The 26,198-nt window shown below is 68.8% G+C and carries 29 protein-coding genes and 1 tRNA gene; 11 read left to right on the plus strand and 19 right to left on the minus strand.

Annotated features, from left to right (window positions below; genetic code table 11):
- Window positions 1–54: 54 nt before the first annotated feature.
- Complete coding sequence (locus E0H92_RS00545) at window positions 55–711, minus strand: phosphoribosyltransferase (protein ID WP_238173252.1); 657 nt, start codon at window positions 709–711, stop codon at window positions 55–57.
- 29 nt (window positions 712–740) lie between these two features.
- On the opposite strand from E0H92_RS00545, the gene E0H92_RS00550 reads away from it, so the two are divergent.
- Window positions 741–1,640 (plus strand): LLM class flavin-dependent oxidoreductase, encoded by a 900-nt coding sequence (locus E0H92_RS00550; RefSeq protein ID WP_131495021.1) that lies wholly within the window; start codon window positions 741–743, stop codon window positions 1,638–1,640.
- Window positions 1,641–1,785: 145 nt separating this feature from the next.
- On the opposite strand, the gene E0H92_RS00555 is transcribed toward E0H92_RS00550, so the two are convergent.
- Window positions 1,786–1,875, minus strand: a tRNA-Ser gene (locus E0H92_RS00555).
- A gap of 278 nt (window positions 1,876–2,153) precedes the next feature.
- On the opposite strand from E0H92_RS00555, the gene E0H92_RS00560 reads away from it, so the two are divergent.
- The 4 genes from E0H92_RS00560 (at window position 2,154) to E0H92_RS00575 (ending at window position 6,245) form a co-directional block, all read left to right on the plus strand.
- Window positions 2,154–3,746 (plus strand): LCP family protein, encoded by a 1,593-nt coding sequence (locus tag E0H92_RS00560; protein WP_131495022.1) that lies wholly within the window; start codon window positions 2,154–2,156, stop codon window positions 3,744–3,746.
- 91 nt (window positions 3,747–3,837) lie between these two features.
- Complete coding sequence (locus E0H92_RS00565) at window positions 3,838–4,788, plus strand: hypothetical protein (protein ID WP_131495023.1); 951 nt, start codon at window positions 3,838–3,840, stop codon at window positions 4,786–4,788.
- Between the two features lie 34 nt (window positions 4,789–4,822).
- Entirely contained in the window at window positions 4,823–5,281 is a 459-nt protein-coding gene (locus E0H92_RS00570; protein WP_131468658.1) for a hypothetical protein, read from the plus strand.
- A gap of 4 nt (window positions 5,282–5,285) precedes the next feature.
- A complete protein-coding gene (locus E0H92_RS00575; protein WP_131495024.1) occupies window positions 5,286–6,245 on the plus strand; it encodes an acetylxylan esterase in 960 nt (319 codons plus the stop codon).
- Between the two features lie 7 nt (window positions 6,246–6,252).
- Here E0H92_RS00575 and E0H92_RS00580 read toward each other — a convergent pair whose 3' ends face one another.
- On the minus strand, window positions 6,253–6,756 hold the full coding sequence (locus E0H92_RS00580) for a hypothetical protein (protein ID WP_131495025.1): 504 nt from the start codon (window positions 6,754–6,756) through the stop codon (window positions 6,253–6,255).
- A gap of 138 nt (window positions 6,757–6,894) precedes the next feature.
- On the opposite strand from E0H92_RS00580, the gene E0H92_RS00585 reads away from it, so the two are divergent.
- From E0H92_RS00585 to E0H92_RS00595, 3 genes are read left to right on the plus strand one after another with little or no spacing between them, the layout of a single operon-like run.
- A complete protein-coding gene (locus E0H92_RS00585) occupies window positions 6,895–7,212 on the plus strand; it encodes an ArsR/SmtB family transcription factor (RefSeq protein ID WP_131295093.1) in 318 nt (105 codons plus the stop codon).
- The gene (locus tag E0H92_RS00590) at window positions 7,209–7,730 is read left to right on the plus strand and encodes an SRPBCC domain-containing protein (RefSeq protein WP_131295092.1); all 522 of its coding nucleotides are present in this window, start codon (window positions 7,209–7,211) and stop codon (window positions 7,728–7,730) included. The genes E0H92_RS00585 and E0H92_RS00590 overlap by 4 nt, the downstream gene beginning before the upstream one ends.
- Window positions 7,723–8,118 (plus strand): VOC family protein, encoded by a 396-nt coding sequence (locus E0H92_RS00595; protein WP_131495026.1) that lies wholly within the window; start codon window positions 7,723–7,725, stop codon window positions 8,116–8,118. The genes E0H92_RS00590 and E0H92_RS00595 overlap by 8 nt, the downstream gene beginning before the upstream one ends.
- Here the strand turns inward: E0H92_RS00595 and E0H92_RS00600 are convergent.
- From E0H92_RS00600 to E0H92_RS00610, 3 genes are read right to left on the minus strand one after another with little or no spacing between them, the layout of a single operon-like run.
- Window positions 8,096–8,500 (minus strand): GNAT family N-acetyltransferase, encoded by a 405-nt coding sequence (locus E0H92_RS00600; RefSeq protein ID WP_131495027.1) that lies wholly within the window; start codon window positions 8,498–8,500, stop codon window positions 8,096–8,098. The two genes, E0H92_RS00595 and E0H92_RS00600, sit on opposite strands and share 23 nt — an antisense overlap.
- Window positions 8,497–8,685, minus strand: coding sequence for a hypothetical protein (locus tag E0H92_RS00605; protein ID WP_202873482.1), 189 nt, complete (start codon window positions 8,683–8,685; stop codon window positions 8,497–8,499). The genes E0H92_RS00600 and E0H92_RS00605 overlap by 4 nt, the downstream gene beginning before the upstream one ends.
- 56 nt (window positions 8,686–8,741) lie before the next feature.
- Complete coding sequence (locus tag E0H92_RS00610) at window positions 8,742–9,161, minus strand: MarR family winged helix-turn-helix transcriptional regulator (RefSeq protein ID WP_131495028.1); 420 nt, start codon at window positions 9,159–9,161, stop codon at window positions 8,742–8,744.
- 76 nt (window positions 9,162–9,237) lie between these two features.
- Here E0H92_RS00610 and E0H92_RS00615 point away from each other — a divergent pair, with 76 nt between their 5' ends.
- Window positions 9,238–10,083 carry an NAD(P)H-binding protein gene (locus E0H92_RS00615; RefSeq protein ID WP_131495029.1) on the plus strand — a complete coding sequence of 282 codons (846 nt, stop codon included), beginning with the start codon at window positions 9,238–9,240 and terminating at the stop codon, window positions 10,081–10,083.
- A gap of 57 nt (window positions 10,084–10,140) precedes the next feature.
- Here E0H92_RS00615 and E0H92_RS00620 read toward each other — a convergent pair whose 3' ends face one another.
- Window positions 10,141–11,007 (minus strand): HIRAN domain-containing protein, encoded by an 867-nt coding sequence (locus E0H92_RS00620; protein WP_131495030.1) that lies wholly within the window; start codon window positions 11,005–11,007, stop codon window positions 10,141–10,143.
- Window positions 11,008–11,237: 230 nt separating this feature from the next.
- Here E0H92_RS00620 and ilvA point away from each other — a divergent pair, with 230 nt between their 5' ends.
- Window positions 11,238–12,509 (plus strand): threonine ammonia-lyase IlvA, encoded by a 1,272-nt coding sequence (ilvA, locus tag E0H92_RS00625; protein ID WP_131495031.1) that lies wholly within the window; start codon window positions 11,238–11,240, stop codon window positions 12,507–12,509.
- A 6-nt stretch (window positions 12,510–12,515) separates the two neighbouring features.
- Here the strand turns inward: ilvA and E0H92_RS00630 are convergent, their stop codons facing one another.
- The 11 genes from E0H92_RS00630 to E0H92_RS00680 all read right to left on the minus strand — a co-directional run bounded on the left by E0H92_RS00630 (window position 12,516) and on the right by E0H92_RS00680 (window position 24,218).
- The gene (locus E0H92_RS00630) at window positions 12,516–12,959 is read right to left on the minus strand and encodes a hypothetical protein (protein WP_131468637.1); all 444 of its coding nucleotides are present in this window, start codon (window positions 12,957–12,959) and stop codon (window positions 12,516–12,518) included.
- A 76-nt stretch (window positions 12,960–13,035) separates the two neighbouring features.
- Window positions 13,036–13,278 (minus strand): helix-turn-helix domain-containing protein, encoded by a 243-nt coding sequence (locus E0H92_RS00635; RefSeq protein ID WP_130386717.1) that lies wholly within the window; start codon window positions 13,276–13,278, stop codon window positions 13,036–13,038.
- Window positions 13,279–13,283: 5 nt separating this feature from the next.
- Window positions 13,284–14,705, minus strand: coding sequence for a rhamnulokinase (locus tag E0H92_RS00640; protein WP_238173253.1), 1,422 nt, complete (start codon window positions 14,703–14,705; stop codon window positions 13,284–13,286).
- On the minus strand, window positions 14,702–16,120 hold the full coding sequence (locus E0H92_RS00645) for an L-fucose/L-arabinose isomerase family protein (RefSeq protein WP_131468635.1): 1,419 nt from the start codon (window positions 16,118–16,120) through the stop codon (window positions 14,702–14,704). The genes E0H92_RS00640 and E0H92_RS00645 overlap by 4 nt, the downstream gene beginning before the upstream one ends.
- Before the next feature lie 9 nt (window positions 16,121–16,129).
- Window positions 16,130–18,169, minus strand: coding sequence for a bifunctional aldolase/short-chain dehydrogenase (locus E0H92_RS00650; RefSeq protein WP_131495032.1), 2,040 nt, complete (start codon window positions 18,167–18,169; stop codon window positions 16,130–16,132).
- The gene (gene rhaI, locus E0H92_RS00655; RefSeq protein ID WP_131468631.1) at window positions 18,166–19,329 is read right to left on the minus strand and encodes an L-rhamnose isomerase; all 1,164 of its coding nucleotides are present in this window, start codon (window positions 19,327–19,329) and stop codon (window positions 18,166–18,168) included. Before rhaI ends, E0H92_RS00650 begins: the two co-directional genes overlap by 4 nt.
- Window positions 19,326–19,658, minus strand: coding sequence for an L-rhamnose mutarotase (locus E0H92_RS00660; protein WP_131468629.1), 333 nt, complete (start codon window positions 19,656–19,658; stop codon window positions 19,326–19,328). The genes rhaI and E0H92_RS00660 overlap by 4 nt, the downstream gene beginning before the upstream one ends.
- A 10-nt stretch (window positions 19,659–19,668) precedes the next feature.
- A complete protein-coding gene (gene rhaS, locus E0H92_RS00665; protein ID WP_131468627.1) occupies window positions 19,669–20,730 on the minus strand; it encodes a rhamnose ABC transporter substrate-binding protein in 1,062 nt (353 codons plus the stop codon).
- 11 nt (window positions 20,731–20,741) lie between these two features.
- Window positions 20,742–21,710, minus strand: coding sequence for an ABC transporter permease (locus tag E0H92_RS00670; RefSeq protein WP_131495033.1), 969 nt, complete (start codon window positions 21,708–21,710; stop codon window positions 20,742–20,744).
- Window positions 21,700–22,716: an ABC transporter permease gene (locus E0H92_RS00675; protein WP_131495034.1), complete on the minus strand. Its 1,017-nt coding sequence runs from the start codon at window positions 22,714–22,716 to the stop codon at window positions 21,700–21,702. Before E0H92_RS00675 ends, E0H92_RS00670 begins: the two co-directional genes overlap by 11 nt.
- Complete coding sequence (locus tag E0H92_RS00680; RefSeq protein WP_131495035.1) at window positions 22,713–24,218, minus strand: sugar ABC transporter ATP-binding protein; 1,506 nt, start codon at window positions 24,216–24,218, stop codon at window positions 22,713–22,715. The genes E0H92_RS00675 and E0H92_RS00680 overlap by 4 nt, the downstream gene beginning before the upstream one ends.
- 214 nt (window positions 24,219–24,432) lie before the next feature.
- Here E0H92_RS00680 and E0H92_RS00685 point away from each other — a divergent pair, with 214 nt between their 5' ends.
- A complete protein-coding gene (locus tag E0H92_RS00685; protein WP_238151555.1) occupies window positions 24,433–25,509 on the plus strand; it encodes a LacI family DNA-binding transcriptional regulator in 1,077 nt (358 codons plus the stop codon).
- Here E0H92_RS00685 and E0H92_RS00690 read toward each other — a convergent pair.
- Window positions 25,489–26,133, minus strand: coding sequence for a TetR/AcrR family transcriptional regulator (locus E0H92_RS00690; RefSeq protein WP_131495036.1), 645 nt, complete (start codon window positions 26,131–26,133; stop codon window positions 25,489–25,491). The genes E0H92_RS00685 and E0H92_RS00690 overlap by 21 nt on opposite strands.
- Between the last annotated feature and the right edge of the window lie 65 nt (window positions 26,134–26,198).

Consider the following 26,198-nt stretch of genomic DNA (forward strand, 5'->3'; position numbering starts at 1 on the left):
CACCGGCCGCCGAGTCGGAAGCCGGCGGCCGGACCAACAGCGCGGCGCCCTGGATCATCCGCCGGGGCGCCGCGCTGTGTTGTCCGCGAGCACCTGCCGGACCTCGTCGTCGCTCACCGACGAGAAGTCGCGGTACGCCTGCCCGACCGCGGTGAAGTACTGCGGGATCCACGCACACACCACCTGATCCGCGACCCGCGACAGCCGCCGGCAGCTCTCGATGCCGCCCACGGGTACGGCGACGATCACGCGCGCCGGCTGATGGCGTCGTACCGCCTCGACCGCGGCACGCATCGTCGCACCGGTCGCGAGGCCGTCGTCGATCAGGATCACCACGCGGTCCCGTACGTCGATCGGCGGCCGGTCCCCGCGGTACGCCTGCTCGCGACGGCGCAGCTCCCGGACCTCCTGCCGGCGTACGGCCTCCAGCGTCTCCGCGTCGACCTCCGCCGCGATCGACTCGTTGCGGACCACGTGCAGCTCGTCGCCGACGCCGGCGATCGCGCCCATCGCCAGCTCCGGCTGGCCGGGCAGCCCGAGCTTGCGCACGATCAGTACGTCGAGCTCCGCGTCCAGGAGGTCCGCGACCGGAGCCGCGACGGGTACGCCGCCCCGCGCCAGCCCGAGGACCAGTACGGAACCGCCGACCGATCCGAGCTCGTCGGCGAGCACGCGGCCCGCGGCCGCCCGATCCGGGTACGGCCTCCTCATAGCGCCCATGATCCACGTACGTTGACCGCATGCGAACCGTGGACATGAAGATCGGTGTGATGCTTCCGCTCGGAGCCGGGGACGGGCCCGACGGCGGGATGCCCGGGTGGAAGGACGTGCGGGCGGTCGCGGAGGCGGCCGACGAGGGCGGGCTGGACTCGGTCTGGCTCGCGGACCACTTCCTCTACCGGGATCCGGAGGGGCAGATCTTCGGCATGCACGACAGCTGGACCCTGCTGAGCGCGATCGCCGCGGTGACGTCCCGGGTCGAGCTCGGCAACATGGTGCTCTGCGCATCGTTCCGCGACCCTGGCCTGACCGCGAAGATGGCCGCGACGCTGGACGAGGTCTCCGGCGGCCGCCTGACGCTGGGCGTCGGCGCGGGCTGGCACGACCCGGAGTACGAGGCGTTCGGCCTCCCTACAGACCACCGAGTGGGCCGCTTCGCCGAATGGCTCGAAATCGTGGCGCGCCTGGTCCGCGGCGAGACGGTCACCTACGAAGGCACCTATTACAAGGTGCGCGAAGCCAACCTGGACCCGGCCCCACCCCACCAGATCCCGATCCTGGTAGCCGGCCACCGCCCTCGAATGATGCAGCTGATCGCTCAGTGGGCCGACGCCTGGAACACAGCCTGGTACGGCGCCCCGGACCTGCAGGTAGAGGAGCGCCTCGAAACCCTCCGCCAAGCCCTCCAAACCGCCAACCGCCCCGCCGACGCAGTAGCCCGCACCGCAGGCATCCTCGTCCGAGACCCAGACCAGCAAGCCGCCGACCCCAGCCCCAAAGCCATCCCGGTACAAGCCCTCGCCGAAACCGCCGAGGCGTACCAGAAGCTAGGCGTCAACCACCTGATCATCTCCCCAGAACCCATGACCCCCCGCTCCATAGAACGCATAGCAGAAGCCAAACGAGAGCTGACCAGCTAACGGCGCGGGGCATCCGCCCGACGGGGCAGTTGCCGAGGGGGGGTCCGGGGGCGGAGCCCCTCCGGGCGGGGTCTGGGGGTTGCACCCCCAGTGAAATGGCCGGAGCTCTTTGCCTGCGCTTTCTGCAGGCAAAGAGCTCCCAGAGCGGAGGCGGCGGGATTTGAACCCGCGAGAGGGGGTAACCCTCAACCCGCTTAGCAGGCGGGCGCCATCGACCGGACTAGGCGACGCCTCCTCCGACGGTCCACTCAGGGAGCGGACACGACGACGGCCAAGAGTATCCGCTGGACCGGTCCGGGAGCAAAGCGGGTCGCCGGGCACGCTGGGTCGCTGACACGGCACGTTGCGGTAGTAGCCCGCAGCCCCTGTACCCTGGCGAACATCGACGGGGGTCGCCAGCATCACGTCAACCAACGCGTCAACCAACTGGGTGTCGTGGGCGTCTGAAGTACCGTGGGCTGCCTGGCGCGGCCGACGGAAGGGTCGTGACGTCGTCGATCAGGGAACGGAGCCATGTCGCGGAGTACTCGCGCAGCCGGTCGGAGGGCAGCGCCTCGTGCCAGCCGGTCCCGGGCCCGAACGCACCGTGCCCGGACGGCCTCGAAGGCGATCAGCCTGACCCTGCTCAGCGCCCTGGTCCCCGGCTCGGGGCTGCTGATGGGCGGCCGGAAGAAGCTCGGCGCGTTCGTCCTGACGATCAGCATCGGCCTGCTGCTGATCGCCGCGTACGTCGGTCTCACGCACCGCGACTCCGTCCTCGCCCTGCTCGTCTCCCCGCGTCAGCTGCTGATCGCGACCGGTGCCGTCGTCCTGCTCGGGATCGGCTGGATCTGGACCGTGGTCGCGTCGCACAAGCTGCTCCGCCCGGTCAGCATGACCTACACCGGCCGGCTGGCGGGCTCGATGTTCGTCGGGCTGCTGTGTTTCGCGATCGCCGTACCGACGACTGTCGCGGCGCAGACCGTGATGGCGCAGCGTGACCTGATCGGCAGCGTGTTCCAGTCCGAGGGCAACTCGAAGAGCGCGACCCGGCCGAAGGTCGCGAACGCGAGCGACCCGTGGGCGAAGATCCCGCGGCTGAACCTGCTGCTGCTCGGCGCCGACGACGGCGTCGGCCGCGAGGGCACCCGTACGGACACCGTGATCGTGGCGAGTATCGACACCAAGACCGGTGACACCGCGCTGATCTCGCTGAGCCGGAACTGGATGCGGATGCCGTTCCCGGAGGACTCGCCGCTGCACAAGGTGTACCCGGACGGTTTCTGGGACCCGAACCTGGGCAACGTCGAGCAGCCGGAGTACTACCTGGACGCGATGTACGAGAACGTCCCGAAGGCGCACCCGGGGATCCTCGGCCAGACCGACAACGAGGGCGCGGACGTGGTCAAGCTGGCCGCGAGCGCCGCGCTCGGCCTGGACATCGACTACTACATGCAGGTCAACCTGGCCGGTTTCCGGCAGATGATCGACGCGCTCGGCGGCATCACCGTGAACGTCAACTACCGGGTGCCGATCGGCGGCGACTACGGCGCCGGCCCCGGGTCGAACAGCGAGAAGAAGCCGAGCGGGTACATCGAGAAGGGCCCGAACCAGAAGCTGGACGGGTACCACGCGCTGTGGTTCGCGCGCGGCCGCTACGGCCTGAGCGACCCGTCCCGGCAGGAGCGGCAGCGCTGCACGATCCACGCGCTGGTGAACAGCGCGAGCCCCCAGGCGCTGGTGACGTCGTACCAGCAGATCGCGAAGGCCGGGAAGCAGCTGCTGCGTACGGACATCCCGCAGGAGATCCTGCCGGCGTTCATCCAGCTCGGGCTGAAGGTGAAGAACGCGAAGGTCGCGAACATCGACCTGGACAAGGACAAGAACTTCCCGAGCGGCAAGAACCCGGACTACGAGGCGATGCGGGAGATCATCCAGAAGGCGATCTCCCCGAAGACCGCCCCGGTCGCGTCCACGCCGACGGCGACCAAGAAGCCGACCACGGCGCCGACCTCCGGCAGCACGAAGCGGCCGACGACTCCGCCGAAGACGACCGCCACGCCGGGCGCCGCGGAGAACCTGAACGACGCCTGCGCCTACAACCCGAGCCAGACCGGCAACAACTGATCCGGATTGGTGAACCTCTCCCAGGGAAGTATTGGACCAAAGTGAAGATTGGTCACACCTGGGGGTGACTGTGAGGCGTTCGGTAGCGGTTGTGGTCGGAGTTGCGGCTCTGCTCTGCGCAGGCTGCAGCGGCAAGGCGGACAGTGCGGACGCGCCCTCGGCAGGGGGTACGACGACCAGCACCAGCCCGCCACCACCTTCGTCGGCGGCGCCCAAGCCGGTCCCCAAGCCGACACCGACGGCCGTGGCGCTCTCGGTGCCGATGTACCAGCGGGCGCTGACCAATGTCGAGAAGGTCCTCAAGCCGTACGTCGCGCGCGTGATGAACGCGCAGACGGTCGCCTCGTTCGACGCGTCCCGCGCTCAGCTCGCGAGCGCCGTCGTACTCGAACGCCGCGAGCTCGTCAAGATCACGCCGCCGCGCGGCCTGGTGTCCGCGCATCCCGAGGTCCTCGACGCCTTCGACGCGTACGCCGGGAACGTGGCCACCGAGCTGACCAAGGCTGGGGAAACGAAGACCAGCTGCGGTCTGCCGAAGGCGCTGGACGTCCGGCTGTACGAGGCGAAGAGCGGCGTACGGCTCGCCTACGCCCAGCTCGCGCAGGGTGTGCAGAAGTCGATCGGCAAGGGTGTGAAGTTCGGTGGGCTGTCGGTGCCGGCGAAGCTGGCGCAGCCGGCCGTGTTCGGTGGCCGGGGCGAGAACGGCGACGTCTTCCAGCGGTCCGGCTCGCGCGGCTCCGGCTCGCTCCGGATCGTCAACGCCGGCTCGGACATCGTGGTCGTGGTCACGGCGAGCAACCCGCGCAAGCCGCAGGCGTCGATCTACGTCCGGGCGAACAAGTCCGCGACGCTGAACGGGATCCGCGGCGACTACTGGGTCTACTACAAGACCGGGACGAACTGGGACGCGAGGAACAACCGGTTCACCGAGAACTGTTCGTACTCCAAGCTCGAGCGGTTCCTGGACGGGTCGTTCTCGTGGACGCTGACGCTGAAGTCGATTGCCGGCAACACCCAGGAGTCCGAGACGGAAGCCTTCTGATCCGGTCGCCCCGGGCGGATGAGATCCTGTGGCGATGCGTACGACGTACCGGATGCGGGCTGGACGGTTCCTCGGGATCCTGGCCGCTGGGCTGATCATTCTCGGGGTGGCCGCGGTGCTCTGGGCACTGGGGCTGCCGGGTGTCGCCGTCTCGGTGTTCGTCACGCTCGGCGGGATGATCGCGCTGGCCGGCCTGTGGATCCTGGTTCGGCCGCCGAAGGTCGCGCGGCTCCGCGACAGCGACCTCGAGGTCCGCGGCCTGCGCACGCCCTGGACCGACATCACCGAGGTCGGCCGGGTCGAGACCACGCACGGCGAGGCGATCGTGCTGCGCACCAAGAACCCCGACCACCCGATCCTGCTGCCGGTCTCGTGGCTGGCGCCCGGGAAGGCCGAGAGCCTGGAGACCGCGCTGCGGGACAAGCTGAACGCGGCCCACGGGTACACGATCTGGGACGGGACTGCCCCGGAGGACACCGGCAGCGCAGAATGATGCGGTGCTTTCCTTCGAGCTGTCGTACGACGAACTCCTGACCTACCAGGGCACGAACCCGCGGCCCGCGGACTTCGACGCGTTCTGGGACAAGGCGCTACTAGATCTCGACTCGTTGCCGGCCGAGGCGGAGTTCGTCGACGCCGCCGACTTCCCGCTGACGACGGCGACCGCGCAGCACCTCTACTTCACCGGGACCGGCGGGTACCGCGTGCATGCGAAGATCCTGCGTCCCGCCGAGCCGACCGGGCCGGCCGTGCTGCTGTTCCACGGGTACGGCGGCGAGCAGCCGGCCTGGGTCGATCTCCTGCCGTACGCCGCCCGCGGGTTCACGGTCGCGGCGCTCGACGTACGGGAGCAGGTCGGGTTCCGTACGTCGTCGCAGGCCTCGAACAGCTTCTCGCTGCATCACCACCTGGTACACGGGCTCGACGAAGGACCGGACGGGCTGCTCTACAAGCACGTCTTCCTGGACACGCGGCGCCTGGCGGACCTCATCGGCGCGCTGCCGGAGGTCGACGCGTCCCGGATCGCGACGACCGGATGGAGCCAGGGCGGTGGACTGTCGCTGGTTGCGGCGGCGCTGACGCCGTCGATCAAGTACGTCGCGAGCGTGTTCCCGTTCCTGTCCGACTACCAGCGGACCTGGGACCTGAACCTGGAAACGTCGCCGTACGACGAGATCGTCACCTGGTTCCGCAAACGCGACCCGCGGCACCTCCGGCAGGACGAGGTCTTCACGACCCTCGGCTACATCGACATCCAGCACCTGGCACCCCGGATCCAGGCCGAGGTCACACTCTTCACCGGCCTAGAGGACCAGATCTGCCCACCGTCCACCCAGTTCGCCGCCTACAACAAGATCCAGTCCCCCAAAGACCTCCGCACCTACCCCGACTTCGGCCACGACGACCTACCAGGCGCCCGAGACGACATCTACCAACTAATCGGCACCAAGCTCTGAGCACCGCTCAGCGTCCCCCTCGGCGTCGTCGGGCGCCGGGAATCGGAATGTAGGTTTCGAAGCGGATGCGGGGGTCGTGGAGTGCCTCGATCGCGTTGATCCAGGCTTGAGCTGTCTCGTCGCTGTCTCGTCGAATCACGATCACGACGCGGTTCGTGTCGCAATCCCAACCACCGCCGATTCCTTCGCGGCTCGGCCCCCACCGATCCATGGTCGAGAAGAGGCGGTCCGCCAGTGCCTGCAGTTCCGCCCGCGAGTAACGCACAGACACGAACTTGACGACGAACCCGTCGGCCGCCGCCAGCACGGCGTACTTCAGTCGCTCCACATCGGCTGACGCTCCATTCACCGCGCCGACCAACCGGACCACGACGACCCGCGATTCGTGATCCCACGACAGACCGCCGTCCGGCACCGGGCTTGCCGCCACGATCCGTCCGATCTCATCGATCTGCTGCTGCAGGTCGTACGTACCCGTGACGTCGAGTGGCACCGGGTCCTCGAACCTCACAGCTCGATGCTAGTCGGTCGCGCGCTAGCGGGTTATGTGTCCGATGGCGGGATGTAGGAGGCCAGCGGTGACATATCCCGCCAGCGGGTGCCTTACGTACCCTTGCGGTTACATACCCAGTTGGGTACATTCAGCGTCATGGATGTGGTGTTGCAGGCGTTGGCGGATGGGAGTCGGCGGACGGTGTTGGGGATTTTGCGGGATCATCCTGCGACGGCTGGTGAGTTGGCTGATGCGTTGCCGATTGCGCGGCCGGGGGTGTCACGGCATCTTCGGGTGTTGCGGGAGGCCGGGCTGGTCGACGTACGGCAGGAGGCGCAGCGGCGGATCTACAGCTTGCGGCCGGAGGCGCTCGTCGAGGTGGACGAGTGGCTGGAGGGGTACCGCGCGCTGTGGCGGAACCGGTTGGACGCGCTGCACACAGAGGTCGCTCGCGGAAAGAAGGCACGGTCATGAAGATTCTCGGGACGATGCGGGCCCTCGACGAGACGCGGGGCGCGGTGCGCGTCGAGGACGTGTACGACACGGATATCGAGGACCTGTGGGCGGCTTGCACAACGCCCGAGCGACTCGAGCGCTGGCTCGCGCAGGTGTCCGGCACGCTGCAGGAAGGCGGGACGGTCGACGCCGTCTTCACCAGCACGTGGAGCGGTCCGGTGCGGATCGAGGTCTGCGAGGCGCCGCACCATCTCCTGCTCACGACCGAGCCGGGCACTGAGGACGAAGGCCAACTCGAGGCCTGGCTCACCCCGGTGGGCTCGCGGACCAAGCTGGTGGTTGAAGAGCGCGGGCTGCCGGTCGGCTCGCTGCACTTCCACGGCGCCGGCTGGCAGGTCCACCTGGAGGACCTCGGCCGGTCACTGGCGAACGACGGTCCCGCGCACGACAGCAGGTGGTCGGCGGAGACACCCGCCCCGGCCTGGCACGCGCGCTGGACCGAACTCACCCCGGCGTACCGGCAGACCGATGTCTGACCGCATCAAGCTGGAGGGCACCACGGTGAACGCGCCCGATGCCCTCGAGCTCGCCCACTTCTACGCCGAGATCACCGGCGGAACCGCCAGCGGCACATCACACTGGGCGTCCGTCACGGGTCCCAACGGGGTCCTGTCCTTCCAGCAGGTCGAGGATTTCCGGGCACCGGAGTGGCCCGGCAACGACGTACCCATGCAGATGCACCTCGACTTCCTCGTCGACGACCTCGAGGCGACCGGCGCCCGGGTCCTCGAAGCCGGCGCCAAACTCCTCGACTACCAACCCAACTCCGACCACTGCTTCGTGTACGCCGACCCCGTCGGCCACCCCTTCTGCCTCTCCACCTGGGACGCCGAAACAGCAGCTAGAGGAGGAACCAGTAGTTGACCGTCGCCCCTTGAGTGGCAAGCCCACCGCCGAGCGAGTCGTACAGAGCCCGCGCAGGAGCATTCGCCGCCCCGGTGGTGAGAAACATCTTCCCCGCCCCAGCGGACCGTCCCGCGGCCATGAACGCACCCATCAGAGCCCGCCCGATGCCCTGCCCACGATGAGATTCAACGACCTCCAACTGGTGCAGATAGAGCATGCAAGCGCCGTCGGGCCGCGCGAGCTGGTAGCCCCAGCACCAGCCGGTGATGTCGTCGGCAGCGGTGGCCACGAAGGCCAGAGTGCCTGGTGTTTCCAGGTAGCCGGCGTCGGCGTCCGCGTTCATGAAGGTCCGCACCGCACGTGCGAGCAGGTCTGCGTCTGCGGCGTGGACCTGCTTCATTCTCGGTGCAGCGCGGCGTCGATGGCGGCGGACAGCACCTGGTCGTCGTCTGCCTGCCAGGTGTGGTTCTGTGCGCAGGTCCAGTTGTCCGGTTCGGGTGGGATGACGCAGCCGAACAGGCGGACCCGGCCGGCCGCGGCGGCTTCGCGCGCGACGGGCGTGGGCAGGCCGTAGAGGATCGGCACTCCCCGCTCCCCGCAAACCGGACACACCGGCACATTCGCCATACCGCCAAGGTACGTCACGCCCCGTCCACCAGCACCTGATTGATCTTCGCGAGCGCCTTCATCAGCTGGGTCCGTTCGGTCTGCGTGAGTGTCGCGGTGATGCGGTCCTCGAGCTGCTGGCGCTCGGCCTCGATGGGACCCTGCAGCGCGCGCCCGGCCGGTGTCAGCCACAGCCGCACGAGGCGGTTGTCGCGCGGATCGGGCCGGCGTTCGAGCAGGCCTGACTCGCCCAGGCGGGTGGCGAGTTTGGTGACTGCGGGCGTGGTGACGTTCACCGCGGCGGCGATCTCGCCCGGCGTCCGGCCGTCCTCGGCCCACAGCGCGGCGAGCAGATGGTCCTGCCCGAGCCGGAGCCCGTGCCGCTGGACGGCGGCGTCCGCGGCGGCCCGCAGCAACTTGGAGGTCTTGCTGTGCAACTCCAGGAACTCGGGCATCGGCAGACTCCTTGACGATGAAATCGTTTACCGGTTAACGTTTTCGAGAATTCATTAACCGGTAAAGGAGTTTGCCATGTTGTTGATCACCGGCGCCACCGGACACGTCGGCCGCGCGCTCGTCGGCGAACTCGGCCGGCGAGGCGCCGAGTTTCGCGCCCTCGTCCGCAGCGCGCGGCCTGACCTGCCCGCCGAGCAGGTCGTCGGGGACCTCGGCGGCCCGCTCGACCTGCGCGGAGTCGACAAGGTGTTCCTGCTCGTGCCCGGCACCGGTCTAGAGCACACGGCCAATCTCGTCGCGGCCGCGCGTCGGGCCGGTGTCCGGCAGATCGTGTACCTGTCGTCGTACGCCGTACTCGGCGACCCGATCCCCGCGATGGGACGGTGGCACCACGAGCGTGAGCGGCTGATCGCGGATTCGGGGATTGCGGCAACGTTCTTGCGGCCGACCGGGTTCATGACCAACACGCTCGACTGGCTGCCGACGATCCGCGCCGGCGGGTACGTGCTCGACCCGATCGGTCCCGGACGGATGGCGCCGATCGACCCGGCCGACATCGCGGCGGTCGCGGCGACGGTGCTGACGGAGGACGGACACGGGAACCAGGCGTACACGCTGACAGGATCCGAGGCGTTCACGGTGGCCGAGCAGGTCGCGATCCTCGGCGCGGCGATCGGGCGGGCACTCGACGTACGTCCGATCGCGACCCCCGAGGAGGCGGTGCGGTTCCGTTATCCAGAAGGAGCTCCGGCGGAGTTGGCGGCCGCGCTGATCGAGGGCCTGACCCTCATGCGCGCCGACACGATCGGCCTCCGGACAGACGTCGTACGGCGGCTTACCGGAAGGTCGCCGAACACGTTTTCCGCGTGGTGCACGGAGAACGCCGGGCAGCTCTCCGAGGAGAGGTGCCCGGCGTCGTGAAACCAAGTAGCTCCGCAGTGCCGGCCTGGTGAGGCATGGTCAGTACTGCGCAGCCGCCTAATTGGCCTCTTTTGTTGCCCAGTAGTGCCATTGCGGGGAAGCGACTGGGGAGCGGGCCAGCCCGTCCGGCCAGGTGGCCGGCAGGTCGTGACTCCGCGCCGCGTAGAGGATCACCTCCGATGCGCAACGGTCACCGCGGACGGCGACCCGGGCGGCGGTCTCGGCCCGCATGTCGGCGAGGTAATGGATGGCGGGCAGGAACTCGGCGCTCAGTCGCGCGCTGAGCCGGCCGACGGGTTCGTCGTCGAGCCGGACCTCGACCACGATCCGGTGCCGGTCCTGAAAACTGTCCTCCTCCTCGATCGCGTGCATGGTGGCGTACGCCCAGCACTCGCCTTCCGCGCGGAAGAACGGCGCCAGTACGTCGGGATGCACTTCACTGCCCGGTACGACGATGCCGCTGCCGGGCGGGAGCAGGTGAAAACTGCCTGGCGGGGGCAGGTTCACCGGCATGAGCATGTGCGGCTGCCCGAGGGCGACCGCGACACTGGCGTGGAACTCGGTGCCCTGGGTGCCCTTACCGTCCCAGTCCGCCGGCTCCCACTCGCTGACCCACAGGTGGCAGGGGACCTGCGGTTGCAGGCCCTGTGCCACCAGCTCTGACAGCACCGGGTGGTACCGGTGCGCGTCGTCCCTCGGCAGATAGCCGACAACCTTGCCCTGCACCCGGACGGCGATCGACCGCGGGTCGAAACGGTTGTGCGGTTCCGGGACGAGGTCCGCCTCGGTGTCCAGATCTGCGCCGCGCGCGGGGATGGGGTCCGGGAAGAGGCTTCGGATCGCCTGCTCGTGCGGGGCCTCCCGCACGACTTCCTGACCGCACCACAATGCGTCGCCCCACAGACTGAACGGAATCAGTTCCATGTGCCCTCCAGTCCTCACTGACCGGCTTTACACGGCTCATCCCTTTCAAGGCCCTGGCCGTTACACCGAGTGAGCGTATGAAAACTAGACTGCCCAGTGAAGAGCCGTTTCACGCATGGTGCAAGAGTCTGATACGCAATGGGTATCCGCCGGTCCGGACTGTGGACGCGAATCGTCTTGTGCAGCGAGCGAATCGGCGAAGATCGTGCAAATGCACGGGAAGGAACGTCATGCACGGCAGTGGTTCAGGCACTCGATCAACGGTTGACGCCGAAGCGATCGAGGCCGCCATCAAGCGCTTGGACGGCGTCGCAGTCCGTACACCGTTGCAGCGCAATCTCCGTCTCTCGGAGCGCACGGGCGCCCAGGTCTGGCTGAAGCGGGAGGACCTGCAGATCGGCCGTTCCTACAAGCTGCGCGGCGCGTACAACCTGATCGCGCAGCTCGACGACGCGGCCAAGGCCGCCGGCGTGGTGTGCGCGAGCGCCGGCAACCACGGGCAGGGGCTGGCGTATTCGTGCCACATCCTCGGCGTCCACGGCAAGGTGTACGTGCCGCGGACCACGCCGCGCCAGAAGCGGGACCGGATCGCGGCGCTCGGCGGCAAGCAGATCCAGGTGATCGTCACCGGCGACACGTACGACGACGCGGCCGCCGCAGCGATCGCGGAAAGCACCGCGACCGGCGCGACGATGGTCCCGGCGTTCGACGACCTCAGAACCGTTGCAGGCCAAGGCACCGTGGCGATCGAGTTGGTCGAGCAGCTCGGCCACGCTCCCGACGTACTCGTGGTTCCGGTCGGCGGCGGCGGTCTCGTTGCAGGGGTTGCAACCTGGATCGCCGAGCGGCATCCCGGCGTACGCATCGTCGGCGTGGAGCCGGCCGGCGCGGCGAGCATGGCCGCGGCGATCGCGGCCGGCAAACCGGTGACGTTGCCGCAGCTGGACAGCTTCGTCGACGGTGCCGCCGTACGCCGGGTCGGTGACGCGACCCTGCCGCTCGTGCAGGAGGCCGGCGTCGAGCTGATGTCCGTGCCCGAAGGGCTCGTGTGCTCGGAGATGCTCGCGCTCTACCAGACCGACGGCCTGATCGCGGAGCCGGCGGGCGCTTTGTCGACAAGTGCCCTGGGCAACGGTCTCGACGTGCGTCCGGGCGAGACCGTGGTCTGTCTGCTGTCCGGCGGGAACAACGATGTCAGCCGGTACGGCGAGATTCTCGAGCGCTCGCTGGTGTACGAAGGCCTGAAGCACTACTTCCTGGTGACGTTCCCGCAGGAGCCCGGCGCCCTGCGCGCGTTCCTCGACGAGACGCTCGGCCCCGACGACGACATCACGCTGTTCGAGTACGTCAAGCGCAACAACCGGGAGACCGGTGTCGCCCTGGTCGGGATCGAGATCAGTTCCCGGGACGACCTCCCGCTGCTGCTGTCCCGCATGGAGGCCGCCCCGCTCGACATCGAACGCATCAACCCGAACTCACCAGAATTCAGGTACCTGATCTGACGTTGCTCAACCCCGCGTGCGCTTCGGGTTGCGCGGATCGTGCGGATGCCGGCCGTCGTCCCAGTCCGGATCGACCGGCTGGCCCTCACGGTTCTGGGAACCGTCGTCCGGCCAGAGATTCTGGGCCTGACTGCGGTGCTCGTCCGATTCCGCACGGGCGTTCTGGGCGGCGTCGCGGCGTTCGGTCGCACCCGCCGACAGCCGGCGCGCCTCGGCCGTCTTCTCGTCGGCGGCGGCCTGCGCCTTGCGGGCCCGCGCGTCCACCTCGTCGGCGACCGCGCGCTGCTTCTCGGCCTGGGTCGCGCTGGCTCGTGCCTGCTGTTCGTGCTCGTACGCCTCCTGCTCGGCCCGATGCTGCGACTTGCGCGACATCGCGCTCGCGATCAGTGCGACCACGATGACCAGTACGGCGATCGCGACGACGATCCAGACAATGGTCATTCCGTCCATCGGTCCTCCTCGGCTCGATGATCAGAACCCCCGGTACCCGGAGCCGTCGCCGCCTAACTCCGCCGCAGACGCCCTCTCAGACCAGGCCGCGGCGGGCGGCCCAGACGATGGCTTCGATGGCGGTGCTGAAGCCGAGGCGGTCGCAGATCAGCCGGGTACGCCGGCGGACGGTGCGTTCGGACAGATCGAGGCGCCGGGCGACGCCGTCGACCGGGAGGCCGGTGGCGAGCAACCGGAGCAGTTGCAGGTCGTCGTGGCTGATCTCGCGCGGCGGCACCCGTCGCGCGAGTGGTCGAAGTTCCTGGGGGAGGACGGTCATGCTGATCACCTTGTTCCGAACACCCGGGACTCGGCGGCGTCCCAGTCGGCCGGTTTTCCCTGCGGGTCGTAGCGCCGCGGAGAGTGTGTGGATCGGACCAGCGCGCGCATCGCGCTCAGGTCCGATAGGGGCTCGCCGAGAGCGCGAGCCTGGACGAGGACATTGCCCAGCGCGGACGCCTCGACGGGCCCGGCGAAGACCGGTACGCCGCACGCGTCGGCGGTGAGCTGGCACAGCAGCTCGTTCTGCGAACCACCGCCGATCACATGCAGTACGTCGACCTCTCGGTCGGCGATCGTCTGCGCGGCCCGCAATGTCCGGCGATACGCGAGCGCGAGGCTCTCGAGGATGCAACGCACCGCTGCGCCACGGTTCTGCGGTGGCTCCTGACCTGTCCGGCGGCACTGTTCGTCGATCCGCGCCGGCATGTTGCCGGGAGCAAGGAACTCGGGCGCGTCGGGATCGATCAGGACGGCGAACGGCGGGGCATCGGCGCCCGCGCGGAGCAGCTCGTCCAGGTCGGCGCCCCAGACCCGTTGGCACTCCTGGAGGATCCACAGTCCCATCACGTTCCGCAGGAACCGGGTCCGCCCGTCGACACCGCCTTCGTTGGTGAAGTTCGCCTCGCGCGCGTCGTCGGTCAGTACGGGCGCGTCGAGTTCGAGTCCGACGAGCGACCACGTGCCGGAGGAGATGTACGCGAACCGCTCACCCACCGCGGGCACAGCGACTACAGCCGACGCCGTGTCATGCGACCCGACAGCGATCACCGGAGTCCCCGCCGCCAGCCCGGTCTCATCGGGCGGCACGCTCCCGATCACCTCGCCGGGCTCGCGCAGTGCAGGAAACACCGGCCGCGGCAGCCCGGCGCGCGCGATCAGCTCATCACTCCAGTCGCGGGCCAACACGTCGTACAGCTGGGTGGTGGAGGCGTTGGTCCGCTCCACCCCGATCTCGCCCGTCAGCCAGTACGCCAGCAGGTCAGGGATCATCAGCAAGGTGGCGGCGTCGACCGGGAGTTCCTCGGCGGCAAGCTGGTAGATCGTGTTGAAGGGCAGCTGCTGGAGACCCGTGACGGCGTACAGCTCGGCCGCGGGGATCGTCGACAGGACGCGTTCCATCACGCCGTCGGTGCGGGAGTCGCGGTAGTGGACGGGGTTGCCGAGCAAACGGCCGGCGTCGTCAAGCAGTCCGTAGTCGACGGCCCAGGAGTCGATGCCGATACCGTCGATCGGGCCCGCCAAGGCGAGACCATCGAGTGTGGAGCGGTAGAGGTGCAGGAGGTCCCAGTACAGCGTGCCGTGAGCGCGCACCGGACCGTTCCAGAAGCGGTTCAGCTCACGCAGTTCGAGGACGTCAGCGCCCACCTCGCCGAGCATCACCCGCCCGCTCGAGGCCCCGAGATCCACTGCCGCGACCCGCTTCACGGCGCGACCACCGTGAGGTCGAGGTGCATCAGATCGGCGACCGCGGCCAGATCAGCGGCCCGGTGCCCGGTCCCGAGGGCCCAGTGATGCGCGACCCCGGACGCCGACCACGCGTCGGTCCACTCCCCGGGATCACAGCCGAAGTCCACCCGCGACGTCGTGTTCCCGATCTGCAGCAGCGGTCCAGGGACGACGGTCCCCTCGGAAGCGATGAGGTTGAACGACCCATCCCGCCGCTGTCCCAGACCGCACAACGTCACCGGCCCTTGCTGTACGTCGAACTCGACCGACACGCCCCACCCGCGCTTGCCGTGGTACACGCCGAGCCCGCGCAGCAACGGCTTGCGCGCCGAGATCGCGAGATGCGCAGGCCCGTCGTGCCCCATCTCGACGACGTTGTCGCGGAAGTTGAGCGCCTGCAGCTCGGTGAACGACCCGCCGGCTCCGAGCTTGTCCATCACCAGCATCGCCAGCGACGTCCGCAGCTCGTACTCCCCGGCCGCCGGCACACCCCTTGCCGTCAGCAACGAAGCGCCGAGGATCATGCCGGCCGCGACCCGCTCGTGGGTCTCGCCGTCCAGGCCACGGTGGTAGTAGGCCAACGAATCAAGGGAGAAGTCCTCGACGAGGCGGTCCAGGGCGACCGACACCGTGGCGCCCCACCGGAAGTCTTCCTCCTTCACCGAATCGTCGAGGGTGAAGATCTCCCGGGCCAGCTCCATCCTGGCCGCCGTCTCCGCGTCGGTGACCTTCTCCACCCGGACCCGGAGGTCGTCGATCTCCAGGATCTCGACATGTCCGCCGAGCTGCGCGGACACCTGCGTCGGGTCGGTGATCACGTCCATCATGCCGGGGTACAGATGCCCGAGCAGGCCGTGCCGTCCGTGCCGCAGTACCGCGCGGACACCGGCGGCGCGGATCCACCGGTCGATCCGCGCCCAGGCCCGCTCGTCCTCCAGGTAGCCGGATACCGACCGGAAGTCGATGCCGCACCGTTCGAACGCGTTGGCCATCTCCGGCAGCGGGCACGCGCCGCAGTACGCGAGCCAGGCGCCGGTGTCGAACGTCGCGTGATCCATCGCCTCGGTCGGCTGCAGGTTCAGCAACAGCACCGGCGCCCCGCTCCGCTGGGCAACGGGGACCAGCATCGACGCGGTCATGTACGTCGTGAGGAAGCCGACGATCAGATCGCAGTCCGCGGCCCGCAGCTTCTCCGCGGCCGCCGCACCTTCCTGCGCGTCGGAGATGAACCCGACGTCCACCACCTCGCAGTCCAGCGCCGCGAACCGCTCGGACACCCGCCGCGCGGACGCCTGCAACTGCGGCAGCAGGTCGGGAAACTGCGGCCAGTACGCACCCAAGCCGCCCGCGACCAGGCCGATCCTGGTCTTGCGTGAGTCGATCCGCTCGAGCATCCGCGTCTCCTAGCGCAGGAAGGCGGCGGCCACGCCGGCGTCGACGGGGACGTGCAGACCGGTCGTGTGCGTCAGGTCCCCGCCGGTCAGCGCGAACACCGCGGCGGCGACGTTCTCCGGCAGCACCTCACGCTTCAGCAGGGTCCGCTGCGCGTAGTACGCACCGAGCTCCTCCTCCGGTACGCCGTACACCGCGGCCCGCTTCGCGCCCCAGCCGCCGGCGAAGATCCCGGATCCGCGCACGACACCGTCGGGGTTCACGCCGTTGACGCGGACGCCGTACTCGCCGAGCTCGGCCGCGAGCAGCCGGACCTGGTGCGCCTGGTCGGCCTTGGCGGATCCGTACGCGACGTTGTTCGGGCCGGCGAACACGGCGTTCTTGCTGGAGATGTAGACGATGTCGCCGCCCATGCCCTGGTCGATGAGCACCTTCGCGGCCGCCCGCGAGACCAGGAACGAGCCCTTCGCCATCACGTCGTGCTGCAGGTCCCAGTCGCGATCCGTTGTCTCCAGCAACGACTTCGAGATCGACAACCCGGCGTTGTTGACGATCAGGTCGACACCGCCGAACGCCAGCACCGCCTCGCGCAGCGCGGCCTCGACCGCCGCCGCCGACGACACGTCCGCGCCGACTGCCACGGCCACGTCGGTGGATCCGATCTCCTTCGCCACCGCCTCGGCCGCGGCCTGGTCGAGGTCCGCGACGACGACGCACGCACCCTCGGCGGCCAGCCGCTGCGCGATAGCCTTGCCGATCCCCGACCCGCCACCGGTCACGAAGGCGACGCGGGTCGCGAGCGGCTTCGGCTTGGGCATCCGCTGCAGCTTCGCCTCCTCCAGCGCCCAGTACTCGATCCGGAACTTCTCCCGCTCGTCGATCGGCGCGTACGTCGACACCGCCTCGGCGCCCCGCATCACATTGATCGCGTTCACGTAGAACTCGCCGGCCACCCGCGCGGTCTGCTTGTCCTTCCCGAAGCTGAACATTCCAACGCCCGGGACCAGCACGATCGCCGGGTCGGCACCCCGCATCGCCGGGCTGTCCGGCTCGGCGTGCCGGTTGTAGTACGCCGCGTACTCCTCGCGGTAGGCCTCGTGCAGTTCCTTCAGCCGCGCCACCGCGTCCTCCACCGAGGCCGACGGCGGAAGATCTAGGACGAGCGGTCGGACCTTCGTACGGAGGAAGTGGTCGGGGCACGAAGTGCCCAGCTGGGCGAGCGAATGCAGCTTCTCCCGGGCGGTGAACTCGAGCACCACGTCGGAGTCGTTGAAGTGCCCGACCTGCGGCTTGTCCGTCGACGCGAGACCGCGGATGACTGGCGCAAGTGCAGCGGCCCGGGCGCGCCGTTCGTCGGCCGGCAGTGCCTCGAAGCCTTCGACGACCGCGCCGAACGGTTCGGCCTTACCGTTCTCGGCGAGGAAGCGTTCCGCCGTGCGGATGATCTCGAGCGAGTTGGCCTCGCACTCCTCGGACGTGTTGCCCCACGCGGTGATCCCGTGGCCACCGAGCACGCAGCCGATCGCGGCAGGGTTCTCTCGCTTGACCGCAGCGATGTCCAGCCCGAGCTGGAAACCGGGCCGCCGCCACGGCACCCACACCACACGGTCGCCGAAGCATTCCGCGGTCAGCTTCTCGCCGTCCGCCGCGGTCGCCAGCGCGATCCCGGAGTCCGGGTGCAGATGGTCGACATGAGGGGCGTCGACCAGCCCGTGCATCGCGGTGTCGATCGACGGCGCCGCACCGCCCTTCCCGTGCAGGCAGTAGTCGAACGCGGCGACCATCTCGTCCTCACGGTCCACGCCCGGGTAGCTGTCGACCAGAGCGTTCAACCGGTCGAGCCGAAGTACTGCGAGACCCTTGGACGTGAGCGTACCGAGGTCGCCGCCGGACCCCTTCACCCACACCAGTTCGACGGACTGCCGGGTGACCGGATCGGTCTCCGTGCCCTTCGCGGACGTGTTCCCGCCCGCGTAGTTCGTGTTGCGTGGATCGGCACCCAGTCGGTTGCTACGCGCAACGAGCTCGGCTGACGTGTCGCTCACTCTCATGCTCCCCATCCGGCTTGCTGACCGTCGGCACGGTCCTTGGTGATCTGTTCGAAGTAGCCGCTGCGCTTGTACGCCGCGACCGGGTCCGCATCCAGGCCCTGCGCTTCGCGCAACTCGGCGAGCAACGGACGGACGTCGGTGTTGTACGCATCCATCAACGCCGCGTTCGCACCGAGGACGTCGCCCGACTGCTGAGCGGCCCGCAGGACGTCGCGGTCGACCAGCAGCGCCTTCGCGGTGGCCTCCTGGACGTTCATCACCGAGCGGATGATCGCGGGGATCTTCTCCTCGATGTTGTGGCACTGGTCGAGCATGAACGCGATCCCGCGGTCCGGGTCGAGCGCGTCGCCGCGGACGATCTCGTTCATGATCCGGAACAGCTGGAACGGATCCGCGGCCCCGACCATCAGGTCGTCGTCGGCGTAGAACCGGCTGTTGAAGTCGAACGCGCCGAGCTTCTTGGTCCGGAGCAGGAACGCCACGATGAACTCGATGTTCGTCCCCGGCGCGTGGTGCCCGGTGTCGATACAGACGGTTGCCTTCGGCCCCAGTTCGAGACAGTGCGCATACGACGTACCCCAGTCCGGCACGTCCGTGGTGTAGAAGGCCGGCTCGAACAGCTTGTACTCGAGCAGCATCCGCTGGTCGTCGCCGAGCCGGTCGTAGACCTCTTTCAGCGCGGTCGCGAGCCGGTCCTGCCGGTCCTGGATGTCGTCCTGGCCGGGGTAGTTGGTGCCGTCGGAGAACCACAGCTTCAGGTCGCGGGACCCGGTCGCGTCCATGATGTCGACACATTCGAGCAGGTGGTCGGTGGCCTTCCGGCGGACCGCGGGATCCGGGTTCGTGACGCTGCCCAGCTTGTAGTCGTCGTCCTGGAACACGTTGCTGTTGATCGCCCCGAGCCGGACGCCCTGCTCCTTCGCGTACGCCGCCAGCGCCGCATAGTCGTCGACCTTGTCCCAGGGGATGTGCAGCGCGACGCTCGGCGCGACGCCGGTGTATTTGTGGACGACGGCCGCGTCGGCGATCTTCTCCTCCGGCGACCGCGGCACCCCGGGCTGGCTGAACACCTTGAACCGGGTGCCGGAGTTCCCGAACGCCCACGAGGGCAGCTCGATCTCCTGGCGGCTGAGGGCGGCCTTCACGGCTTCGGTCGTCATTGGGGGTCCTCTTTCAGATGGAAGATCTCGGGCAGGAGCAGGAACGACTCGTCCGGCGGCCTGCCGTCTATACCGGTGAAGAATTCGGTCATCTGGGCTTGCCAGCGGGTGTTGACGTCGGTCGCCGCCATTGCCTTCTGCGCCGCCTCCAGGTCCGCGGACTCGACGTACCCGATCAGCAGGCCGTCGTCGCGGAGGAAGAGCGAGTAGTTGTGCCAGCCCGAGTCCCGCAGCGCGGCCTGCATGTCGGGCCAGACGTCGCGGTGCCGTTCGACGTACTCGTCGAGGCGGTCCGGGCGGACCTGGAGGCAGAAGCAGTAGCGATTCACGAAGGAGCCCTCAGAAGTTGAACTGGTCGATGTTGGCGGCGGTGAACTCGGTCGGCGGGCCCAGGACGATCTCGCCGTCGGCGCCGACGGTGTACTCGCCGAGCTTCCCGGCCTTGAACTTCTCGCCCTGGGCGCCGGTGATCTGACCGGAGCTGAGCGCGGCGCCGGCGTACGCGGCCAGGTACCCGATATCGGCCGGGTTCCAGAGCGCGAACTTCTTCACGGTGCCGTCCTTGACGAACTTGCGCATCTGGTTCGGCAGGCCGAGACCGGTGATGGCCACCTTGCCCTTGTAGTTCGACGCGCTCACGTAGCGGGAGGCGGCCGCGATGCCGACCGTGGTCGGCGACACGATCACCTTGAGATTCGGGTACGACTGCAGCAGGCCCTGCGCCTCGGTGAACGACTTCTGGTCGTCGTCGTTGCCGTAGGCGATCTTCACCAGCTTGAGCTTGGCGTTCTCCGGCTTGGCCAGCTCGGTCTTCATCACCTCGATCCAGGAGTTCTGGTTCGTGGCGTTCGGCGTCGCGGACAGGATGGCGATCTCACCTGCACCGCCGGCCAGTTCGCTGGCCATCTTCACCAGGCTCTCGCCGATGCCCTGCGTGGTGGCCTGGTTGATGAACGCGTCCCGGCAGGTCTTGGCGGCGTCGGAGTCGAACGTGACGACCTTGATCCCGGCCTTGCGGGCCTGGTTCAGCGACGGGCAGACCGCGTTCGGGTCGTTGGCCGCGACCACGATCACGTTCTGCTGCTGCTGGATGAGCGTGTTGATGTAGCTGACCTGCGACGAGGCGCTGGCGTCGTTCGGGCCGACCAGCTTGTACTCGCCCTTGAGCTCGCCGACCGCGACCTTGCCGCCGCCGACCTCGACGTCGGTGTACGGGTTGTTCAGCTGCTTGGGCAGATAGGCGATCTTCAGGCCCTCCTTGAGCGCGGCGTTCGGATCCGCCTTGCCCGCGGTGGTCGCCGGGGCTGCCGTGTTCTGGCCCTCGGTGCTCGACTTCGTCGTACCGCCGCATGCCGTCACCGCGAGGGCGAGAACAGCCAGAACTGCCAGTTTCTTTCGCATGGTTCGTCCTTTCAGGTACGGCGCAGTCGGTTGGCGAGGTTGGGACCGAGGACCGAGGCGATCAGCAGTACGCCGGTCACCACGTTGAGGGCCTCGTTGGACACGTCGGACAGCCGCAGTGCGTTCTGCAGCGAGCCGAGGAGCACGACACCGGCGATCACGCCGGGGAGCGCGCCCTTGCCACCGAAGATCGAGACGCCGCCGAGCAGGACAGCGGCGACCACGGCGAGTTCCAGGCCGGCGCCGTTGTCGGCGCGGGCGCTGGAGTAGCGCAGCGTCCACAGCACCCCGGCGAGACCCGAGACGAGCCCGCAGGCGACGTACAGCCAGAACTTCAGCCGGCCCGGGTTGACCCCGGCGAACCGGGCGGCCTGCTCACTCGCGCCGACCGCGAACACGGCCCGGCCGATCGGCGTCGCGTGCAGGACCACGCCGAACACGACGGCCAGGACCACGATGACGATCAGCACGTTCGGGAACGGCGTACTCCCGATCGTGCCGGTCACCCAGTCGGTGTACGTCGGCGGGAAGTCGGCCACCGCACTGTCGCCGAGGACGACGAAGGCCAGGCCGCGGTACAGCGCGAGCGTGCCGATCGTGACCGCGAGCGACGGCAGTCCGAGGACCGTGACGAAGAAGCCGTTGACCGCCCCGAGGACCGCGCCGAGCAGCAGGCAGAGCGGGATGATCGTCTCGATCGGCTGGTTCGCGTTCCACAGGTAGCCGAGCACCGCACTCGACAGGCCGAGCGTGCTCGCGACCGACAGGTCGATCTCGCCGGTGACGATGATCAGCGTCATCGGCAGCGCGATGATCGCGATCGGCAGCACGTCGAGGACCAGGAAGCCGAAGTTCTGCGAGGTGCCGAAGTTGTCGACGGTCGCGGCGGCGACGATCAGCACCAGGACGGTGATCGCGATGATCGCGACGTTCCAGTTCGCGAACCGTGCGACCCGGGTAGCCGTGAGCTCAGCTGACATGGGAGCCCCGCTTCTTCAGGCTCGCCGCGACCCGGACGGCGACCAGGCGGTCGGCGCCGATCGCCAGCAGGATCAGCGCGCCGACGATCGCCTGCTGCCAGAACTGGTTGATCTCGAGGACCGCGAGCGCGCTGCTGATCGTGGTCAGCAGGAGTGCCCCGAGCGCGGTGCCCCAGACGGTCCCGCTGCCGCCGAAGACCGCGACACCGCCCACCACGACGGCCGCGACGACGTTGAGCTCGTAGCCAGTGCCGGCCGCCGCGTCGATCGTGCCGAACCGCGCGGCGAACAGCACGCCCGCGAGTCCGGCGAGCCCGCCGCTCACGACGAACGCGCCGACCGTACGGCGGCCGACCGGGATGCCGGCGAGCCGCGCGGCGTGCGGGCTCGAGCCCATCGCGTACAGCTCGCGGCCTGTCCGGTAGCTGCGCAGGACGACGCCGGTCACCACGAGCACCAGCACCGCCAGCAGCACGAGGTACGGGATCCCGATCACCGTGGCGTTGCCGAAGTCGAGGAACCCGGACGGGAGTTCGTCGGCGTTGATTTGGCTGCCGCCCGCCCAGAAGTACGTCACGCCGCGGATCACATAGAGCGTTCCGAGGGTGACGACCAGCGCGGGGACGTTGCCGTACCGGACCAGAACCCCGTTGAGTCCGCCGCACACGACACCGACTCCGGCGCCGACCAGGAGGGCGAGCACCACCGGAAGGTCGTTGCTCTGCAGCAACGTGCCGACCGTGAATGCACTCAGACCGAGCACCGAGCCGACCGAGAGGTCGATGTTGCGGGTGATCACCACCACGGCCTGGCCGACCGCCAGAACGGCCAGGATCGCGGTGTTGAGCAGGATGTCGCGGATACTCTGCCCGGACAGGAAGCGCGAGTTGGAGATCGCCGTCACCGCGACCAGAACCACCAGCGCGATGACGATGCCGAGCTCACGGGCACGCAGTACGACGTCGAGTGAAGAGCGCCGCGGGACCGGCAGTTCGACAGTGGTCATGAGGCCGCCTCCTGCCCGGTCGCGGCGAACATGACCGCTTCCTCGGTGGCCTCGGCGCGGCTCAGCTCCGCGACCAGGCGGCCCTCGCGCATCACCAGGACGCGATCCGCCATCCCGAGCACCTCGGGCAGCTCGGACGACACCATCAGCACCGCGACACCGTCGGCCGCCAGCGACGACATCAGCCGGTGGACCTCGGCCTTCGTGCCGACGTCGATCCCCCGCGTCGGCTCGTCGACGATCAGCACCTTGGGCTTCGTGGCGAGCCACTTGGCCAGCACGACCTTCTGCTGGTTACCGCCCGACAGCGTCCCGACCTCGTCGGAGAGTCGTCCGTACTTCGTCTTCAGCCGCTCGGTCCATTCCTTCGCGGACCGTCGTTCCCGGCTGCCGGTCAGGAAACCGAGCTGCGACAGCGATCGCGACCGGGGCAACGTGACGTTGCGCTCGATCGACAGCTCCATCAGCAGACCCTGCTGGCGACGGTCCTCCGGGACGAGCGCGACACCGGCCGCCATCGCCCGCTTCGGTGAACCCGGCGGGAGGATCCGGCCGCCCACCTCGACCGTGCCGGAGTCCCGCGGATCGACGCCGAAGATCGACTGCACGACCTCGGACCGGCCGGATCCGACCAGACCGGCCAGCGCCACGATCTCGCCGGCGCGGACCTCGAACGACACGTCGGCGTACACCGGGTCGCGGGTCAGGTTGCGGACGCTGACGGCGACCTCGCCCGGCTCGACGTCCTGCTTGGGGAAGAGAGCGCCGAGGTCGCGACCGACCATCTTGCGGACCATCGCGTCGACGGTCAGGTCGCTCAGCAGATCGGTCGAGACGTGCCGGCCGTCGCGCATGATCGTGACCCGCTGGCAGAGCGCGGTGACCTCTTCGAACCGGTGCGAGATGAACATCACCGCGGCGCCGCCGTCGCGCAGCGAGCGGGCGACCTTGAACAGCCGCTCGACCTCGACGGCGGTGAGCGCCGCGGTCGGCTCGTCCATCACCACGACCCGGGCGTCGGCGGAGATCGCCTTCGCGATCTCGACCAGCTGCTGGTCGGCGATCGACAGGCCGCGGGCGGGGCGGTTCGGGTCGATCGACACGCCGAGGCGGCCGAACATCTGGTCGGCCCGCTGGACCATCGCGGTCCGGTCGATGGTGTTGAAACGACCCAGCGGATGGCGGCCCATCGCGATGTTCTCGGCCACGGACAGGTCCGGGAAGAGCGTCGGCTCCTGGTAGATGACCGCGATCCCGGCGGCCTTGGCGGCGGCCGGGGTGCTCAGGTCCTGCGGGTGGCCGTCCAGTTCGATCGTGCCGGCGTCCGGGCGGTGCACGCCGGCCAGCATGTTCACGATCGTTGACTTCCCGGCCCCGTTCTCGCCGACCAGGGCGTGCGCCTCACCGCCGTACAGGTCGAAGGAGACGTCCCGGACCGCGGCGACCGCTCCGAAGGACTTCGATACCTCTCGCACCCGCAAGATCGGGGAACCGTCGGGCATGGTCACCTCCGTCCCGGGCCAGGAGTTTGGATGAAAGGTTTCAAGAGAGTGCCCTGACGCTAAGCTCGCACCCCAGGGGCCGTCAAGAGCCCGCCCAGGTTTTGCGGCCGATCCTGGACTCGTGCTGCGGGGAATCCGCGCGGAGCGGGTATTCTGCCGCCGCTAAGACGTTTCAAGTGCTGCCAGCGTGCTTCAGGTGCGGAGGGAGGTTCTCGTGTCGGTCGACGATGCGGAAGCCCTGCCCGAGCGCACCCGGCGACGCCGTACGCCGAAGCCGCACGCGGCCGGGGTGAAGGCGGTCGCGGCGGCCGCCGGCGTCTCGCTCGGGACCGTGTCGAACGTCCTGAACCGTCCCGAGGTGGTCAGCCCGCTGACCCGGGCGAAGGTCGAGGCGGCGATGGCCTCGCTCGGCTTCGTCCGGAACGAATCGGCGCGCCAACTGCGAGCCGGCTCCAGCCGGATCCTCGCGTACGTGATGCTCGACGCCGGCAACCCGTTCTTCACCGATGTCGCGAAGGGCGTCGAGGAAGCGGCGCAGGCGGCCGGCCTGTCGGTGTTCCTGTGTACCAGCAGCGAGGACGCCGACCGCGAGGCGGCGTACCTCGATCTGCTCGAGCAGCAGCGCGTCCAGGGCATCCTGATCACGCCGATCGACCAGAACTCGTCCCGGCTGCGCAAACTGCCCTCCCGCGGTACGCCCGTGGTCGTGGTCGACCGAGCGCTCGACGACGCCTCGCACTGCTCGGTCGCGGTGAACGACATCCTCGGCGGTGAGCTCGCGATCTCACATCTGCTCGAGCTCGGCCACGAGCGGATCGCGTACGTCGGCGGACCGAACACGATCGGACAGGTCATCGACCGTCGCGACGGTGCCCGGCGCGCCCTGCGGACTGCCGGGAAGCCGACCGCGGACCTGATCGAGTTGACCACCGGCGCGCTCACGGTCGCCGAAGGTAGGGGCGCAGGGCAACGACTTGCGGGACTCCCGGCGGATCGCCGGCCGACGGCGGCGTTCTGCGCGAACGACCTGCTGGCGTTGGGATTACTGCAGCAGTGCGTGAGCCTCGGGCTGCGCGTACCGGAGGATCTCGCGATCGTCGGGTACGACGACATCGAGTTCGCGGAGGCGGCCGCCGTACCGCTGACCTCGGTACGTCAGCCGCGGCAGCTGCTCGGCCGGACGGCCGCCGAGTTGCTGCTGGACGAGTCGTCGAACCCGGACCACGAGCACCAGCGCGTGACGTTCACGCCGGAACTGGTGGTCCGCACGTCAACGCGCGGGACTCTCTGACCCGTACGCCGCCAAGAAGACGTCGACCGCGCGGTCGGCGAGGTCCTCCAGCTCGCCAGGCTTCGGCCGCTGCCGGGTGCCCGCGAACATCGCGCGGTTCATCGGCTTGTACATCACCAGCCCGGCGAACTGGTACGCCGCCAGCGTCGGGTCGTCGAGCCGCTTCAGCAGACCGCGGTCGCTCAGGCGGGTCAGCGCCTGCCCGAGTGCGTCGAGGGACTTCTCGAAGCCGCTGTTGAACCAGGCGCCGCACACCTCGGGGAACCGGTCCGCCTCGGCGATCACGAGCCGGCGGAGCTGCAGGACACTGTCGGCCGTGAGGCTTTGGAGCAGGCGATGCGCCAACGCACGCAGGGCTTCGCGCGCGTCGGCGGCTCCTTCGAGCGTGTCGACGTACGCCTGGTGGAGGCCGTCCAGTAGCTGATCGCTGGTGCCGAGGACGATCTCGGCGAACAGGCGCTCCTTGTTCTCGAACTGCTTGTAGACGGTCTGTTTGGAGACGCCGGCCTTGGCCGCGACCTCGTCCATGCTCGCGCCGAGGTACCCGTGGCTGAGGAAGACCTCGGTCGCCGCGGTCAGGATCGCGCGGCGCTTGCGGGGAGTCCTGCCCTCTTCCTGGTCCATGCGGAAAATCATACTAGACAGTCCAGTTCTCTGGCTAGTACTGTACGGTCTAGTTCCCATCCAGT

This window comes from Kribbella speibonae, from assembly GCF_004331375.1.
GTDB classification, from domain to species: Bacteria; Actinomycetota; Actinomycetes; order Propionibacteriales; family Kribbellaceae; genus Kribbella; species Kribbella sindirgiensis.